Source organism: Pseudomonas sp. GW823-FHT04A03 (assembly GCF_058796615.1).
Window position 1 is genome coordinate 101,878 of record NZ_JBXAIV010000009.1, and the last position, 14,919, is coordinate 116,796.

Annotated in this window: 17 protein-coding genes; 11 read left to right on the forward strand and 6 right to left on the reverse strand. The window is 60.8% G+C overall.

Going from position 1 to position 14,919, the window contains the following annotated elements:
• Positions 1–45: 45 nt before the first annotated feature.
• Entirely contained in the window at positions 46–624 is a 579-nt protein-coding gene (locus AC1Q9F_RS21410; RefSeq protein ID WP_492620913.1) for a DUF6436 domain-containing protein, read from the reverse strand.
• A gap of 97 nt (positions 625–721) precedes the next feature.
• On the opposite strand from AC1Q9F_RS21410, the gene bipL reads away from it, so the two are divergent.
• Positions 722–1,675: a phospholipase BipL gene (gene bipL, locus AC1Q9F_RS21415; protein ID WP_258712556.1), complete on the forward strand. Its 954-nt coding sequence runs from the start codon at positions 722–724 to the stop codon at positions 1,673–1,675.
• Positions 1,676–1,776: 101 nt separating this feature from the next.
• Here bipL and AC1Q9F_RS21420 read toward each other — a convergent pair whose 3' ends face one another.
• Positions 1,777–2,529 carry a DUF2059 domain-containing protein gene (locus tag AC1Q9F_RS21420; protein WP_007953496.1) on the reverse strand — a complete coding sequence of 251 codons (753 nt, stop codon included), beginning with the start codon at positions 2,527–2,529 and terminating at the stop codon, positions 1,777–1,779.
• Positions 2,530–2,637: 108 nt separating this feature from the next.
• Between AC1Q9F_RS21420 and AC1Q9F_RS21425 the strand changes: the two genes are divergently transcribed.
• Both AC1Q9F_RS21425 and AC1Q9F_RS21430 read left to right on the forward strand, forming a co-directional pair.
• Positions 2,638–3,270, forward strand: a complete 633-nt coding sequence (locus tag AC1Q9F_RS21425) for a 2OG-Fe(II) oxygenase (RefSeq protein ID WP_492620914.1) — start codon at positions 2,638–2,640, stop codon at positions 3,268–3,270.
• Between the two features lies 1 nt (position 3,271).
• Positions 3,272–3,757: a 2-thiouracil desulfurase family protein gene (locus AC1Q9F_RS21430; RefSeq protein WP_492620915.1), complete on the forward strand. Its 486-nt coding sequence runs from the start codon at positions 3,272–3,274 to the stop codon at positions 3,755–3,757.
• A gap of 11 nt (positions 3,758–3,768) precedes the next feature.
• On the opposite strand, the gene AC1Q9F_RS21435 is transcribed toward AC1Q9F_RS21430, so the two are convergent.
• A complete protein-coding gene (locus AC1Q9F_RS21435; protein ID WP_273903823.1) occupies positions 3,769–4,347 on the reverse strand; it encodes a transporter substrate-binding domain-containing protein in 579 nt (192 codons plus the stop codon).
• Positions 4,348–4,479: 132 nt separating this feature from the next.
• On the opposite strand from AC1Q9F_RS21435, the gene AC1Q9F_RS21440 reads away from it, so the two are divergent.
• Positions 4,480–4,905: a DUF4399 domain-containing protein gene (locus AC1Q9F_RS21440; protein ID WP_007953489.1), complete on the forward strand. Its 426-nt coding sequence runs from the start codon at positions 4,480–4,482 to the stop codon at positions 4,903–4,905.
• A gap of 62 nt (positions 4,906–4,967) precedes the next feature.
• On the opposite strand, the gene serA is transcribed toward AC1Q9F_RS21440, so the two are convergent.
• Entirely contained in the window at positions 4,968–6,197 is a 1,230-nt protein-coding gene (gene serA, locus AC1Q9F_RS21445; RefSeq protein ID WP_007953487.1) for a phosphoglycerate dehydrogenase, read from the reverse strand.
• Between the two features lie 204 nt (positions 6,198–6,401).
• Between serA and AC1Q9F_RS21450 the strand changes: the two genes are divergently transcribed.
• From AC1Q9F_RS21450 to AC1Q9F_RS21465, 4 genes are all read left to right on the forward strand, one after another.
• A complete protein-coding gene (locus AC1Q9F_RS21450) occupies positions 6,402–7,796 on the forward strand; it encodes an FAD-binding oxidoreductase (RefSeq protein WP_492620916.1) in 1,395 nt (464 codons plus the stop codon).
• Positions 7,797–7,836: 40 nt separating this feature from the next.
• Complete coding sequence (locus AC1Q9F_RS21455; RefSeq protein WP_492620917.1) at positions 7,837–8,502, forward strand: fumarylacetoacetate hydrolase family protein; 666 nt, start codon at positions 7,837–7,839, stop codon at positions 8,500–8,502.
• Between the two features lie 197 nt (positions 8,503–8,699).
• Positions 8,700–9,623 (forward strand): SdiA-regulated domain-containing protein, encoded by a 924-nt coding sequence (locus tag AC1Q9F_RS21460; RefSeq protein ID WP_492620918.1) that lies wholly within the window; start codon positions 8,700–8,702, stop codon positions 9,621–9,623.
• 117 nt (positions 9,624–9,740) lie between these two features.
• The gene (locus tag AC1Q9F_RS21465; protein WP_492620919.1) at positions 9,741–10,658 is read left to right on the forward strand and encodes an SdiA-regulated domain-containing protein; all 918 of its coding nucleotides are present in this window, start codon (positions 9,741–9,743) and stop codon (positions 10,656–10,658) included.
• Between the two features lie 146 nt (positions 10,659–10,804).
• Here the strand turns inward: AC1Q9F_RS21465 and rpiA are convergent, their stop codons facing one another.
• Positions 10,805–11,479: a ribose-5-phosphate isomerase RpiA gene (rpiA, locus tag AC1Q9F_RS21470; protein ID WP_492620920.1), complete on the reverse strand. Its 675-nt coding sequence runs from the start codon at positions 11,477–11,479 to the stop codon at positions 10,805–10,807.
• A gap of 146 nt (positions 11,480–11,625) precedes the next feature.
• On the opposite strand from rpiA, the gene ilvA reads away from it, so the two are divergent.
• Both ilvA and AC1Q9F_RS21480 read left to right on the forward strand, forming a co-directional pair.
• Positions 11,626–13,140 carry a threonine ammonia-lyase, biosynthetic gene (gene ilvA, locus AC1Q9F_RS21475; protein WP_085605949.1) on the forward strand — a complete coding sequence of 505 codons (1,515 nt, stop codon included), beginning with the start codon at positions 11,626–11,628 and terminating at the stop codon, positions 13,138–13,140.
• A 39-nt stretch (positions 13,141–13,179) separates the two neighbouring features.
• Positions 13,180–13,605, forward strand: a complete 426-nt coding sequence (locus AC1Q9F_RS21480; protein WP_273896150.1) for a DUF2269 family protein — start codon at positions 13,180–13,182, stop codon at positions 13,603–13,605.
• A 21-nt stretch (positions 13,606–13,626) separates the two neighbouring features.
• Here AC1Q9F_RS21480 and AC1Q9F_RS21485 read toward each other — a convergent pair whose 3' ends face one another.
• The gene (locus AC1Q9F_RS21485) at positions 13,627–14,283 is read right to left on the reverse strand and encodes a histidinol-phosphatase (protein WP_492620921.1); all 657 of its coding nucleotides are present in this window, start codon (positions 14,281–14,283) and stop codon (positions 13,627–13,629) included.
• A gap of 143 nt (positions 14,284–14,426) precedes the next feature.
• Here AC1Q9F_RS21485 and AC1Q9F_RS21490 point away from each other — a divergent pair, with 143 nt between their 5' ends.
• Complete coding sequence (locus tag AC1Q9F_RS21490) at positions 14,427–14,906, forward strand: RNA pyrophosphohydrolase (protein ID WP_003229203.1); 480 nt, start codon at positions 14,427–14,429, stop codon at positions 14,904–14,906.
• Positions 14,907–14,919 lie beyond the last annotated feature (13 nt).

Sequence of the window (14,919 nt, forward strand, 5' to 3'; positions counted from 1 at the left end):
GCCTCGTGTGCTGCGCATCGCCGTCCTTGAAATGTCCGGAATGCCTTACTTCGTCTCGGCCGACCACGGGCAGTAGCAACCCACCGCCAACGTATGAGTCGCATTGACCGGGCGATCATCACTCAACGCTTTCAGGATCGGTTCGATAAAACTGTTGCTGGAGTTGCACGTCAGGCCTTCGCTGTACGGGCCGAAGTACGCCAGTCTGCCGCTGCGGTCCCAGATCGCTACGGCCGGGCTGGCGGGAATCTGTTCGGAGCCGGGCAGGACCGCGATGGTTTTGAGATTGCTGAGGGTTGCCGGCAACTGGCCGTGGCTGCCAGCCTTCTGCACCGCAAAGAATTCCACGCCCTTGGGGCCGAACTGTTCGACCATCTCGGTCAGGTGCTGTTGATTGCCGACGTTGCATGGGCAGGCCGGGTCCCAGAAGTGCACCAGACGGATGTTGCCGGGGCCGGCGAGATCGTCGGGCAGGTGCAACGGGTCGCCGGAAAACACAGCGGTGTGTTCGCTGAACGCCCGCAGGTAGCGGCCCTGAAACCAGTCGTATGCGGCCCACAGCACGCCGGCACACACGATGGCGAGCAGGCTGGCAAACAGTGCGGTGCGGTAGGGCGAACGCATGGTTTTCGATCCTCAGAGGCGCGCTAGCTTGCCATGCTTGCCGCGACAGATGAATATCGCAGGCCGATAAAGTCCGTTTACCGTTCTGGAATTGCCCATGTCTGTTGCCTTCGATCCCGATCACCTGCGTGCGAGCCTCAAGCCTCTGGCCGAGTGGCAGCCGTTGTCCGAGGAGGCGAAGGCGTATCAGCGGTTCTACAAGACCGACTTTCCGGAGCGTGATGTCTGGCGTGGCATGGGCCGGTTCGACATCGATGGCTATCAACTGGTCAGCCATTGCTGGTGGCCGGCGGAAACGGCCAAGGCCACGCTGTTTCTGGTGCACGGTTTTTATGACCACACCGGCCTCTACCGGCATGTGATCGAGTGGGCGCTGGATCAGGGGTTCGCGGTGATTGCCTGCGATCTGCCGGGGCATGGTCTGTCCAGCGGCGAGCGGGCGAGCATCCGCGACTTCTCCGAATATCAGGATGCGCTGCAAGGCCTGTTCGCCGAGGCGCGTTCGATTGCCCTGCCGCAGCCGTGGCATTTGTGCGGGCAAAGCACCGGCGGGGCAATCATTGTCGATCACGTGCTCAATCATGGTGAAAACAGCCCGGCGCAGGGGCAGTTGATTCTGCTGGCGCCATTGGTGCGTCCGCGTGCCTGGGGCTGGTCGCAGTTCAGTTATTACCTGCTGCGGCCCTTTGTCAGGGGCATCGCCCGGCGCTTCAGCGAGAACTCCAACGACCCGGATTTCCTGCCGTTCCTGCAGGCCGATCCGTTGCAGCCAAAACGCTTGCCGACCGCGTGGGTCGGGGCGTTGTCGCGCTGGATCAACCGGGTTGAGTACGCGAAGAAAAGTCCGCGTCGGCCGCTGATCGTCCAGGGCCAGGCGGACATGACCGTGGACTGGCAGCACAATCTGCAAGTGATGAAATGGAAGTTCGACCGGCCGCAGATTCTGCTGCTGGCCGAGGCGCGGCATCACCTGGCCAACGAGACGGCGGAAATGCGCGAGGAGTATTTCGAGTTCTTGAGCAAGCGGATCAAGGGCCGGAATCACTCGTGATCCTGAGGGCCCCTTCGCGAGCAAGCTCGCTCCCACAATAGATCGCAATCCTTTGTGGGAGCGAGCTTGCTCGCGAAGGCGGTCAGTCAGGCAGCAGAGATTTATTGATTCAGGTTCGAGGTGCTCTGGCCCACGGCCAGTCCGGCGCGGATCGCGGCCAGTGCGGCCTGATAGTAGGCCTTGCCTTCGGTGGATTCGGCAAAGGTCGCGAACTCTTCCAGCTCTTCATCCGACAGGTCGCGATAGACGTACAGCAGCGTGTTGTTCAGATCGGCGCCGATCTGATCCATCAGTCGCTGGCGTTGACCGTTCAACATGCCCTGGGCCTGACCGCCGCCGAGCAGGCCGGGGATCATCGAGCTCAGGCTATCCGCCGCCACGCCGGCAATCGCCAGGCTGACTTCGGCACCGGCTTCACGGGCGGGCAGGGCCTGGGCGAGGTGGCCGATGATCAGCAGGCGGCTGTCGCTGGCCGGCATCTTCGGCAGGCCCTTGGCGTTCTTTGCCAATTGATCGCGGCGGGTCGCCAGCAGTTCGGCGGCGACGATCTTCTTGCCCAACGGAGACTGAAAGAACGATAGGGCCGGTTTCGGATCGGCGAGGTTCTTGCGCAGCTGCGCTTCGGCGCGTTGATCCACGGCCTGAGGGGCGAAGCGCTGGTTGCTGTTGTTCACCAGCGCCTGAAACACCGCCGGCGGCAGGCTGTTCTGGTAACGCTGCTGCGCGGCACTCAGGGCGTCGTTGAAATGCGCGCGTTGTTCTGGCCAGCCGGCGACCTTGTACAACTGGTCGTGGCCGTCCGCCCAGGCGGGCAAAACGCAGAACATCAACAGTGAAAAAAGCAAACGGCGCATAAGGACTCCTGTCGGCAGCCGACTATTCTCCGTGCGGTGCCAGTACTTGTCGAGAATTCGTATCAAGCCGCCGCGTGGCTCTGTCGGATTTCTTGCCGCAGGCATACTATGCGCGCCATGCAAATATCCTCTGATCACCCGCTGCTGTTACGTATCGTCGACGACCTGGCCGAGCGCGGCTGGTCGCAGCAGAACATTTTCCTGCCTGCGGATTTGACCCGCGCACTGGCGGCCGAGTGCCGCAAACGTAACGCCGAAGGTGAACTGGCGCCGGCGGGGGTCGGACGTGGCCCGTTTTCGGAGATCCGCGAGGGGATTCGTGGCGACCATATCCAATGGATCGACCCCGGTCAGGCCGAGGCCAGCGACCGCTACCTGAACCTGATGGACAGCCTGCGCGAGGCGCTCAATCGCGGGTTGTTTCTGGGCCTTGAAGACTTCGAGTGCCACTTCGCCCTGTACCCGCCGGGTGCGTTCTATCGCAAGCATGTCGACCGTTTCCGCGACGATGACCGGCGCATGGTCTCGGCGGTGATCTACCTCAATGACAGCTGGCTGCCCGAAGATGGCGGGCAACTGCGCATGTACCTGGAGAATGACCGCGTTCATGACGTACAGCCTACGGGCGGTTGTCTGGTGGTGTTTCTCTCCGGCGAAGTCCCTCATGAAGTGTTGCCGGCCAGCCGCGAGCGGCTGTCGCTGACAGGCTGGTTCCGTCGTCGTGGCAACGAGCCGTTCTAGGATGCAGAAGATCCTCGTGAGTCGCTGCCTGCTGGGGCATCGCGTGCGTTACGACGGTGGGGCCAGCGGGCCGTTCGATCTGCTGGAACAGTGGATTGCCGAAGGGCGAGTAGTGCCGCTGTGCCCGGAAGTCGCCGGTGGTTTGCCGACGCCTCGGGCGGCGGCAGAGATTCCGGGCGGGCAGGGCAGCGAAGTGCTGGACGGACTCGCCTCGGTGATCACTACCGAGGGCGAAGATGTCAGTGCGCAGTTTCTGGATGGCGCGCGGCAGGCGCTGGCGCTGGTGCAAAAGCACGGGATTCGGGTGGCGGTGCTCAAGGCCAACAGTCCTTCGTGCGGGAATCTGTTGACCTATGACGGCACGTTCAGTGGGGTGAAGGTGAGTGGCGAGGGCGTTACCGCCGCGTTGCTCAAACGCCATGGTGTACAGGTCTTCAGCGAACTCGAACTGCCGCAAGCCGCACAGGCCCTCAGCTTGCTCGACTAGTCACGCTCACTTCAGTTTTCCGTAGCCTGCACACTCAACCACTTCTTCGACAACGCCTCCAGCCGCCCATCCGCCCGGATCCGCTGCAACGCATTCTCAAGGCTCGCGTGAAACGCCGGGTTGCCCTTCTGAAACGGAATCGCCAGATCCACCGGCGGTCCGACCTTCGGTTTCTCTTCCGTCAGTGTCTGCACCAGCACCAGTGGCCGAGGCTGCTCATCCTTTTTAGCCAGCAATTGTGCATTGACCTGCGTGTAAGGTTCGCTGACGTCGAAACGATCCTTGAGCTCGGGTGTCAGTGCTATGTGGTTGAGCGCGACGTCGTACTTGCCGCTTTCAACGCCCTGGAGCAGATCGGCTTCGTCGGTGACGATGAAGTCGGCACGCACATCCAGTTCGTTGGCCAGCAGCTGCCCAAGCTCGACCTCGAACCCCGTGAGCGTGTCGCCGTCCTTGAAATTGAAGGGCGGTGTATTAGCCTCAAGGGCTATGCGCAACTCGCCACGGTCGTTGACGTCATCAATCAGTTCGGCGTGAGCCAGAGGGCTCAGAAGGGGAAGCAGGCAGATCAGGCCAGGCAGAAAACGCATGGTCACTCCTTTGAAATCGATATCGGCCTGTTTTCCAGGCTCGCTTTGCTATGGTTGTCGAGTGCCTTCGACAACGAATGGTCATGAAGTTGTCATGACCGTGCGGATTTTACGGAAAAACTGGAGAAGAAAATGAAAAGCTTTATGTCACGTGCAGCGTTGGCCGGTGTGCTGATGGGTGTTTCGGTACTGGCCAGTGCGGCCACACCGGCACCGAAGGGCGCCGAAGTGTTCATCGTTTCTCCCGAGGACGGAGCCACGGTTCCGCAGACCTTTACGGTCAAGTTCGGTGTAAAGGACATCGCGCTGGCACCGGCCGGTGACGTCACCAAGAACACCGGTCATCACCATCTGCTGATCGATGCCAAGGAAATCGTTCCGGCCGGCTCCGTGGTGCCGACCGACGCCAACCACATGCACTTCGGCAAGGCGCAGACCCAGGCCGACATCAAGCTCGCGCCGGGCAAGCACACACTGCAGCTGGAGCTGGGTGACAGCGGCCACATGGCGTTCGATCCGCCGATCGTGTCGAAGAAGATCACCGTCAACGTCGAATGACGTTTTCGCGTGCATGAAAAAGGGAGCCCGAAGGCTCCCTTTTTTTGTCGCTCAGCGTCGGATCAGAACAACACGCGGCTACGGATGGTGCCGTTGACGTGTTGCAGCTTCTCTTGCGCCAGCTCCGAGTACTCGGCGTCGACGTCGATCACCACGTAGCCGACCTTCTCGTTGGTCTGCAGGAACTGACCGGAGATGTTGATGCCGTTTTCGGCGAAGACCTTGTTGATCTCGCTCATCACACCCGGGATGTTCTCGTGGATGTGCAGCAGGCGGTGCTTGCCAGGGTGAGCCGGCAGGGCCACTTCCGGGAAGTTCACGGACGATACCGAAGTACCGTTGTCGCTGTACTTGACCAGTTTTTCTGCCACTTCCAGACCGATGTTGGCCTGCGCTTCAGCGGTGGAACCGCCGATGTGCGGGGTCAGGATCACGTTGTCCAGGCCACGCAGCGGGCTTTCGAACTCTTCGTCGTTGGAGCGCGGCTCGACCGGGAACACGTCGATGGCGGCGCCGATCAGGTGCTTGTCCTTGATCGCAGCGGCCAGGTGATCCAGCTCGACCACGGTGCCGCGTGCAGCGTTGATCAGGATGCCGCCCTTCTTGATGGCGCGGATTTCCTTCTCGCCGATCATCCACTGGGTCGCAGCGGTTTCCGGAACGTGCAGGGTGACGATGTCGGACATGCCCAACAGCTCGTGCAGGTTGCCGACCTGGGTCGCGTTGCCCAGTGGCAGCTTGGTTACGGTGTCGTAGAAGAACACCTGCATGCCCAGGCCTTCAGCCAGGACCGACAGCTGAGTACCGATCGAGCCGTAGCCGACGATGCCCAGTTTCTTGCCACGGATCTCGAAGGAGTTGGCTGCGGACTTGATCCAGCCGCCACGGTGGCAGGAAGCGTTTTTCTCAGGGATGCCGCGCAGCAGCAGGATCGCTTCGGCCAGCACCAGCTCGGCAACGGAGCGGGTGTTGGAGTACGGTGCGTTGAACACGGCGATGCCGCGCTCGCGGGCCGCTTCCAGGTCGACCTGGTTGGTGCCGATGCAGAAACAGCCGACCGCGACCAGCTTCTTCGCGTGATCGAAGATCTCTTCGGTCAGTTGGGTGCGCGAACGAATGCCGATGAAGTGAGCGTCAGCGATCTTTTCCTTGAGCTGGGCTTCCGGCAGGGAGCCTGTCAGGTATTCGATGCTGGTGTAGCCCGCCGCCTTGAGGACGTCGACAGCCGATTGGTGGACGCCTTCGAGAAGAAGGAACTTGATCTTGCTCTTATCGAGAGAAGTCTTGCTCATCTGCGTAAACCTGTATCCCGGAGAAAAATGGCAGGAAATGGTCAACAGACATTGACCTGGACGACAAGAAAGCCGTCACCGCAGAACCGGCCTTGGGCACTGGCCTGCGGGGTCGGTATGCTAGCATAGCCACCCCGCTAAACACTCATTCCTGCGACGTGAAGCGTTCTCAGGATGACCATGAATTGTTCGAGAGTTCCGTCGATGACCAATCCTGCCCTGATTGATGAACTGAAGACCCTGGTCGAGCCTGGCAAGGTCCTGACCGATGCCGACTCCCTGAACGCTTACGGCAAGGACTGGACCAAGCACTTCGCCCCGGCGCCGAGCGCCATCGTGTTCCCCAAGACCATCGAGCAGGTGCAGGCCGTCGTCCGCTGGGCCAATGAGCATAAAGTGGCGCTGGTGCCGTCGGGCGGGCGAACCGGTCTTTCCGCCGCGGCCGTGGCCGCCAATGGCGAAGTGGTCGTGTCGTTCGACTACATGAATCAGATTCTCGACATCAACCTGACCGACCGTACTGCCGTCTGTCAGCCGGGCGTGGTCACCGAGCAATTGCAGAACGCCGCCGAAGGACATGACTTGTACTACCCGGTGGACTTCGCTTCGGCAGGTTCCAGCCAGATTGGCGGCAACATCGGCACCAATGCCGGCGGAATCAAGGTCATTCGCTACGGCATGACCCGCAACTGGGTCGCAGGCATGAAAGTCGTGACCGGCAAGGGCGATGTGCTGGAACTCAACAAAGACCTGATCAAGAACGCCACCGGTTATGACCTGCGGCAGCTGTTCATCGGCGCCGAAGGCACCCTCGGTTTTGTGGTCGAGGCCACCATGCGCCTGGATCGCTCGCCGAAAAACCTGACCGCGATGGTCCTCGGCACGGCCGATTTCGATTCGATCATGCCGGTGCTGCACGCCTTTCAGGGCCGGCTCGACCTGACCGCGTTCGAATTTTTCTCCGACAAGGCCCTGGCCAAGGTCATGGGCCGTGGCGATGTCCCGGCGCCGTTCGAAACCGACTGCCCGTTCTATGCCTTGCTGGAATTCGAGGCGACCACCGAAGAGGTGGCCAACACCGCCCTGGAAACCTTCGAGCATTGCGTGGAGCAGGGTTGGGTGCTGGACGGCGTGATGAGCCAGAGCGAAACCCAGTTGCAGAACCTGTGGAAACTGCGCGAGTACATCTCCGAAACCATCTCCCACTGGACGCCGTACAAGAACGACATCTCGGTCACCGTCTCGAAAGTCCCGGCATTTTTGCAGGAAATCGACGCGATCGTCGGCGAACATTACCCGGATTTCGAAATCGTCTGGTTCGGCCATATTGGCGACGGCAACCTGCACCTGAACATCCTCAAGCCGGACAACCTGAGCAAGGACGAGTTTTTCGCCAAGTGCGCCACCGTCAACAAGTGGGTGTTCGAAACCGTCGAGAAGTACAACGGTTCGATTTCCGCCGAACACGGCGTGGGCATGACCAAGCGCGACTATTTGACCTACAGCCGCTCGCCGGTGGAAATCGAATACATGAAAGCGGTCAAGGCGGTGTTCGACCCGAACGGCATCATGAACCCGGGCAAGATCTTCGCGGTTTGATTGGCAATCCCTGATGAATCAATGAAGGCAGGAGTCGGTAATGAGCTATCAGCACCAGTATGTCGACGGTACGCGGATTCATTTTCCGCTGGGGAAAGTGGTATGCATCGGCCGTAACTACGCCGAACACGCCAAGGAACTGGACAACCCGGTGCCTACCGAGCCGTTGCTGTTCATCAAGCCGGGCAGTTGTGTGGTGCCGCTGGAAGGCGGTTTCAGCATTCCGACCGAGCGCGGCTCCGTTCATTACGAAGCGGAAATCGCCGTTTTGATCGGCAAGCTGCTGTCGACCAAGCCGAGCCGCGAAGAAGTGCTGGACGCGATCTCCGGTTTCGCCCCGGCGCTGGACCTGACCCTGCGTGACAAGCAGGCCGAGCTCAAGTCCAAGGGCCTGCCGTGGGAAATCGCCAAGTCGTTCGACGGCGCGGCGGTGATTGCGCCGTTCGTGGTGGGCAGCACCTTTGCCGACCTGACCGACATCGGCATTCGCCTGACCATCAACGGCGAAGTGCGCCAGGACGGCAACAGCAGCGCAATGCTCAACCCGATCGTGCCGATGATCCAGCACATGGCCGGTTGCTTCTCTCTGCAGGCCGGTGACGTGATCCTGACCGGTACGCCGGTGGGTGTCGGCCCGCTGAACGTTGGCGATGAGATCGTGCTGGAACTGCCGGGCGCCAGTCGCTTCACCAGCAGCGTTCGCTGACTGCAATTCTGAGTAAAACAGTGGGAGCGAACTCGCTCCCACATTTGTTTTTGTGTTGCAGCTCGCAAACACATAAGGCAAACCGGCCATTTGCCGTTTTTTTCACATTTTGTCCGGATAATTCCGGTCATTCTGGCGTCTGAGCCGGCCTCTTTGTGCTATTACCCATAGCCTGAATTTTCGGAACACGTCCTTTGATGTCAGCTCAAACTCAGATCAAGCCCGCTCGCCGTTCACGCTTCGCACTGCGTTGGTATTCCTGGCTTTTGTTGGCAGCCGCCGCTGCGTACGGGCTGGCGTTTGCCATGCATTGGGATGACCGGGGCGTTTTGTGGGTGCTGGAGCGTTTCGAAAGCACGGCGGAGAAACAGGAAAGTGTCTGGCTCCCGGACTATCGGGCGGTCATCGATGCCAAGCTGCTGCCGGGCATGGAAAAGGACGAAGCTTCGGATCTGTCCTATAACCCGCAGACCAAAACCCTGTTTTCGGTGATGGGCAAGAATCCATTCCTGGTCGAGCTGACACTGCAGGGTGACGTGCTGCGCAAGATGCCGCTGGTGGGCTGGAGCAATCCGGAAGGCCTGACGGTGATGGAAAACGGCTTGATGGCGATTGTCGATGAGCGCGAGCACATGCTCTCCATCGTCAAGGTCGATGCCGAGACCCGCGAACTGAAGCGCGACGATTTCCCGAAATACGACCTCGGCCCGTCGAAAGACCAGAACAAGGCGTTCGAAGCTATCACCTGGGACGCCCGCAACCAGCAACTGCTGCTGGGCGAGGAGCGTCCGCCTGCGCTGTTCACCTGGAAAAGCGACGGCAGCCAGACGCTCAAGGGCGACAAGCAGAAACTCGACAGCGACGAACTCGACATTCGCAACCTCTCGGCCCTGTCGATTGACCCGCGCACCGGTCACACCCTGGTGCTGTCCGCTGATTCGCACCTGTTGCTGGAGCTGGACGAGAAGGGCGAGCAAGTCAGCTTCATGACCCTGCTCGGCGGTTTCAACGGCTTGAAGAAAACCATTCCCCGCGCCGAAGGCGTGACCATGGACGAGGCGGGTACGCTGTACATGGTCAGCGAGCCGAACCTGTTCTACCGCTTCGAAAAGCAGAAGTAATCTCTCCTTCAGCAATTGCCGATCTGTGCAGTTGTCGCCCAAGGCAAGTGGCCATTAAGCTTCAGTTCAGACAGGCGTGATATTTCATCCGCCTGTTTTGACTCCGAGCCTGCCCGAATGCGTCGACTTGCCCGTCCCAAGCCTCTATTCATCATCTTGTCGGTGATTGCCCTGATCGCGTTGATTGCGATCGGCCAATACATGCGACTGTTCGAGCGTGCCTGGTTCAACCTGCATACGCTCTGGCAGCCGATGAGCAGCGAGGCCATCGGGCTCGATCAGTATCGAGTGGAGATCGAAGCGAAGGTCATCGACGGGCTGAACGACGATGTCTCGGCGCTGACCTACGATCCGGTGCGCAAGAGCCTGTTCACCGTGACCAACAAGAATGCCGAACTGATCGAGCTGTCGCTGGACGGCGCGATCCTGCGTCGTGTTGCCTTGATCGGCTTCGGCGATCCGGAGGCGGTGGAGTTCATCAGCGCCGACACCTACGTGATCACCGATGAACGCCAGCAACGGCTGATCAAGATCCATCTGGAACACGACACCACGTTCCTCGATGCAGCGGACGCCGAGCAGATGACCCTCGGTGTACACATGAGCGGCAACAAGGGCTTTGAAGGCCTGGCGTACGACTCGGTGGGCAAGCGCCTGTTCGTGGCCAAGGAGCGGGATCCGATGCTGATCTATGAAGTGCACGGTTTCCCGCACTTCAATCCGGAAAAATCCTACGCAGTACACGTGATCAACAATCCCAAGCGCGATGCCGGGATGTTCGTGCGCGATCTGTCGAGCCTGCAATACGACGAGCGTAGCGGCCATTTGTTGGCGCTGTCCGACGAGTCACGGCTGATTCTGGAACTGGATGTGGACGGGCGCCCGTTGAGCACCATGTCATTGAGCGGTGGCCGGCAGGGCCTGAAGAAAACCGTGCCGCAGGCGGAAGGTATCGCGATGGATGACGACGGGACGTTGTATCTGGTGAGCGAACCGAATCTGTTTTATGTCTTCAGGAAGCCTGTGCAGAACTAATCCGCTTCACAAAACACTGTGGGAGCGAGCTTGCTCGCGATGAGGGAAGTTCAGTCACTAAACATGTCGACTGATACACCGCTATCGCTGGCAAGCCAGCTCCCACAGGTTTTTCATCTGCCCAGAAAAATGTGGGCAGATTTGAGTTACTCAGCCTTCAGGGTTTTCACACCTTCGCTGGTGCCCAGCAACAACAGATCCGCCGGGCGCGCCGCGAACAGGCCGTTGGTGACCACGCCGACGATCGCGTTGATCTGCGCTTCCAGCTCCACCGGATTGTTGATCTGCAGGTTGTGCACGTCGAGGATGATGTTGCCGTTGTCGGTCAGCACGCCTTCGCGGTAGACCGGGTCGCCGCCCAGCTTCACCAGCTGGCGGGCCACGTGGCTGCGAGCCATCGGGATCACTTCCACCGGCAGCGGGAACGCGCCCAGCACCGGCACCAGCTTGCTGGCGTCAGCGATGCAGATGAAGGTCTGGGCCACGGCCGCGACGATCTTCTCGCGGGTCAGGGCTGCGCCGCCGCCCTTGATCAGGTTCAGGTGTTCGTCGCTTTCATCGGCGCCGTCGACGTAGAACTCCAGGTTGCTCACGGTGTTCAGTTCGTACACCGGAATCCCGTGACCCTTGAGGCGCGCGGCGGTGGCTTCGGAGCTCGCGACCGCGCCATCGAACGCGCCCTTGTGCTGGGCCAGGGCGTCGATGAAGCAGTTGGCGGTGGAGCCGGTGCCGACGCCGACGATGCTCTTGTCGTCGAGTTTCGGAAGGATGAAGTCGACGGCGGCCTGGGCCACGGCCTGTTTGAGTTGATCCTGGGTCATGCGGGCTCCGGAAGCGGGCAAGGTAAGAACGGAAAGGCCGGCATTATAGCCTCAAGCCGGGCTAAAACCTCTGGATTCGTGTGGTCGTGCGCCCAAAAGCCGGGTTAGACTCGTTGGTCCCGCCCAATCGCCAGTGATGCTTTCCGATGCTCGAACAGTACGTCAAAAAGATCCTCACCTCGCGCGTTTATGACGTTGCCGTAGAAACCCCGCTGCAGAACGCCCGCCAGCTCTCCGAGCGGCTGGGTAACGACATCTGGCTCAAGCGCGAAGACTTGCAGCCGGTGTTCTCGTTCAAGATTCGCGGCGCCTACAACAAGCTGACCCAGTTGAGCGACGAAGAGCGCGCTCGCGGCGTGGTCACCGCGTCGGCGGGCAACCATGCGCAGGGCCTGGCCCTGGCGGCGAAAGTGCTGGGCGTGAAAGCGACCATCGTGATGCCCAAGACCACCCCGGAGATCAAGGTCGAAGGCGTGCGCTCCCGTGGCGGCAAGGTGGTGCTGCACGGCGATTCCTTCCCGGAAGCCCTGGCCTACTCGCTGAAACTGGTCGATGAAAAAGGCTACGTCTACATCCACCCGTACGACGATCCGCACACCATTGCCGGGCAGGGCACCGTGGCGATGGAAATCCTGCGTCAGCACCCGCAGCCACTGGACGCGATCTTCGTTCCGGTGGGCGGCGGCGGTCTGATCGCCGGCATCGCGGCGTACGTGAAATACCTGCGTCCGGACATCAAGGTCATCGGCGTCGAGCCCGACGACTCCAACTGCCTGCAAGCGGCGATGGCCGCGGGCGAGCGCGTGGTACTGCCGGCCGTGGGTATCTTCGCCGACGGCGTGGCGGTGGCGCAGATCGGCCAGCACACCTTCGACATCTGCAAGGATTACGTCGACGAAGTGATCACCGTCAGCACCGACGAAATCTGCGCGGCGATCAAGGACATCTACGACGATACCCGCTCGATCACCGAACCGGCCGGCGCGCTGGGCGTGGCCGGGATCAAGAAGTACGTCGAGCAGCGCGGCGTCAGCGGCCAGACCTTCGTGGCCATCGACTCGGGGGCCAACGTCAACTTCGACCGCTTGCGTCACGTCGCCGAGCGCGCCGAACTGGGTGAAGGCCGCGAAGCGATCATCGCCGTGACCATCCCGGAGAAGGCCGGCAGCTTCAAGGCGTTCTGCGAGGCCATCGGCAAGCGCCAGATCACCGAATTCAACTACCGCTACAACAATGGCAGCGAAGCGCACATCTTCGTCGGCGTGCAGACCCACCCGGACAACGACCCGCGCAGTGCGCTGCTGGCGAGCCTGACCGAGCAGGGTTTCCCGGTGCTCGACCTGACCGACAACGAACTGGCCAAGCTGCACATCCGTCACATGGTCGGTGGTCGTGCGGCGCATGTGGTCGATGAAGTGGTGCTGCGATTCGAGTTCCCGGAGCGTCCGGGCGCGCTGTTCAACTTCCTCAACAAGCTCGGCGGTCGCTGGAACATCTCGATGTTCCACTACCGAAACCACGGTGCAGCGGACGGCCGCGTGGTCGCGGGCCTGCAAGTGCCCCACGACGAACGTCATCTGGTGCCCGCAGCCCTTGAGGAAATCGGCTACCCGTACTGGGACGAAAGCGACAACCCGGCCTATCAGCTGTTTCTTGGCTGAACGGCTACGCTGATGGGCAGGCCATAAGGAAATCGGATCATGGAAACGTTAACCGCCCTGAAAGCGGCGCACATGCTGGCGACTGCGGTGCTCTTGCTCGGTGCGTTGGGCCTGGGAATCCGGGTCTGGCGCGCACGACGCAACGGCGACGCGACGGCGGGCAGCCGTACGTTGCAACGGCCATGGCTGTTTGTCTGGCTGCTGATCGTGCTGGCGCTGGTGAGCATGCCGTTCACTGGCTGGTGGATGGTGCATCTGGTGGGCTGGCCGCTGGGGCAGACGTGGATTCTGGCGTCGAGCGTGCTCTACACCGTGGCGGCGCTGGCGTGGTTCTGGCTGCTGGTGCGTTTGAACCGGTTGCGCAAGGCGCCGGGCGGCGTGGGTCGGTTCAGCCTGGGGCTGGCGTTGTTCGGGCTGGTCTGCTTTATCGCGATTGCCGGGTTGATGGGCGCCAAGCCGGTTTAAGGCCAGGCGCCTGCTGCGGTTTCAGTCGCGCAGCGAAATCACCGGCCAGCCGCGCTTCTCGGCTTCGGCCCGCAGGTTCGGATCCGGGTCGACTGCCACCGGATTCGCCACCTGCTCCAGCAGCGGCAGGTCGTTCATCGAGTCGCTGTAGAAATAGCTGCCTTCCAGCGAATGCCCGGTCTCTTCCAGCCAGCGGTTCAGGCGTGTCACCTTGCCTTCGCGGAAGCACGGCACGTCGGTGCTGCGCCCGGTGTAGCGGCCATCCTGCATCTCGCACTCGGTGGCGATCAGGGTTTCGACGCCCAGGCGCACCGCAATTGGCGCGGTGACGAAGCGGTTGGTGGCGGTGATGATCACCAGTTTGTCGCCGGCATCACGGTGCTTTTTCAGCAAATCGAGTGCCTTCGGCAGCACGATCGGCTCGATGCAGTCGCGCATGTAATCGTTGTGCCACTGGTCAAGCACGGCCATTTCGGTGCGGCCGAGGATCTCCAGGCAGAAGTTCAGGTAGGCCGCGTTATCCAGTTTGCCGGCCAGGTAATCCTGATAGAACTCGTCGTTGCGCGTCTTGTAGGCGATCGGGTCGAGGAAGCCGCGTTCGCACAGATAATCGCCCCAAGCGTGATCGCTGTCGCCGCCCAGAAGGGTGTTGTCCAAATCGAATAAAGCCAGGCGCATTGCAGTTACCCGCTGAAAAGTCAGTAAAAAGGCCACAAGAATACGGTCTTTTCACAAGAGTGCACATAAGCTCGGAACCTTCGTTGCCGCCTTCACAACCTTTGTGGAACAATGCGGCGACATGCGTTTGCGAGGTTGTTGCCGTGATCGACCCCGATGGTTTCCGCCCTAATGTCGGGATCATTCTGACGAATGACGCCGGCCAGGTGCTATGGGCTCGCCGTATCAATCAAGATGCCTGGCAGTTTCCGCAGGGGGGAATCAATCCCGAGGAGACGCCGGAAGACGCCTTGTACCGCGAGCTGAACGAAGAAGTTGGCCTGGAACGCGAAGATGTTGAAATTCTCGCCTGTACCCGGGGCTGGTTGCGCTATCGTTTGCCGCAACGTCTGGTGCGAACCCATAGCCAACCGCTGTGCATCGGCCAGAAACAGAAATGGTTTCTCCTGCGCCTGATCTCCAACGAGCAGCGGGTGCGGATGGATTTGACCGGTAAACCGGAGTTCGATGGCTGGCGCTGGGTCAGTTATTGGTATCCGTTGGGCCAGGTGGTGACATTCAAGCGCGAAGTGTATCGCCGCGCTCTCAAAGAGCTTGCCCCGCGCCTTTTAGCGCGCGACTGACGACGGAGTTCGA

Excerpts from the sequence above, each read along its gene's own strand:
- AC1Q9F_RS21410 (WP_492620913.1), bottom strand. The coding sequence starts at position 624 with ATGCGTTCGCCCTACCGCACCGCACTGTTTGCCAGCCTGCTCGCCATC.
- bipL (WP_258712556.1), top strand. The coding sequence starts at position 722 with ATGTCTGTTGCCTTCGATCCCGATCACCTGCGTGCGAGCCTCAAGCCT.
- AC1Q9F_RS21420 (WP_007953496.1), bottom strand. The coding sequence starts at position 2,529 with ATGCGCCGTTTGCTTTTTTCACTGTTGATGTTCTGCGTTTTGCCCGCC.
- AC1Q9F_RS21425 (WP_492620914.1), top strand. The coding sequence starts at position 2,638 with ATGCGCGCCATGCAAATATCCTCTGATCACCCGCTGCTGTTACGTATC.
- AC1Q9F_RS21430 (WP_492620915.1), top strand. The coding sequence starts at position 3,272 with ATGCAGAAGATCCTCGTGAGTCGCTGCCTGCTGGGGCATCGCGTGCGT.
- AC1Q9F_RS21435 (WP_273903823.1), bottom strand. The coding sequence starts at position 4,347 with ATGCGTTTTCTGCCTGGCCTGATCTGCCTGCTTCCCCTTCTGAGCCCT.
- AC1Q9F_RS21440 (WP_007953489.1), top strand. The coding sequence starts at position 4,480 with ATGAAAAGCTTTATGTCACGTGCAGCGTTGGCCGGTGTGCTGATGGGT.
- serA (WP_007953487.1), bottom strand. The coding sequence starts at position 6,197 with ATGAGCAAGACTTCTCTCGATAAGAGCAAGATCAAGTTCCTTCTTCTC.
- AC1Q9F_RS21450 (WP_492620916.1), top strand. The coding sequence starts at position 6,402 with ATGACCAATCCTGCCCTGATTGATGAACTGAAGACCCTGGTCGAGCCT.
- AC1Q9F_RS21455 (WP_492620917.1), top strand. The coding sequence starts at position 7,837 with ATGAGCTATCAGCACCAGTATGTCGACGGTACGCGGATTCATTTTCCG.
- AC1Q9F_RS21460 (WP_492620918.1), top strand. The coding sequence starts at position 8,700 with ATGTCAGCTCAAACTCAGATCAAGCCCGCTCGCCGTTCACGCTTCGCA.
- AC1Q9F_RS21465 (WP_492620919.1), top strand. The coding sequence starts at position 9,741 with ATGCGTCGACTTGCCCGTCCCAAGCCTCTATTCATCATCTTGTCGGTG.
- rpiA (WP_492620920.1), bottom strand. The coding sequence starts at position 11,479 with ATGACCCAGGATCAACTCAAACAGGCCGTGGCCCAGGCCGCCGTCGAC.
- ilvA (WP_085605949.1), top strand. The coding sequence starts at position 11,626 with ATGCTCGAACAGTACGTCAAAAAGATCCTCACCTCGCGCGTTTATGAC.
- AC1Q9F_RS21480 (WP_273896150.1), top strand. The coding sequence starts at position 13,180 with ATGGAAACGTTAACCGCCCTGAAAGCGGCGCACATGCTGGCGACTGCG.
- AC1Q9F_RS21485 (WP_492620921.1), bottom strand. The coding sequence starts at position 14,283 with ATGCGCCTGGCTTTATTCGATTTGGACAACACCCTTCTGGGCGGCGAC.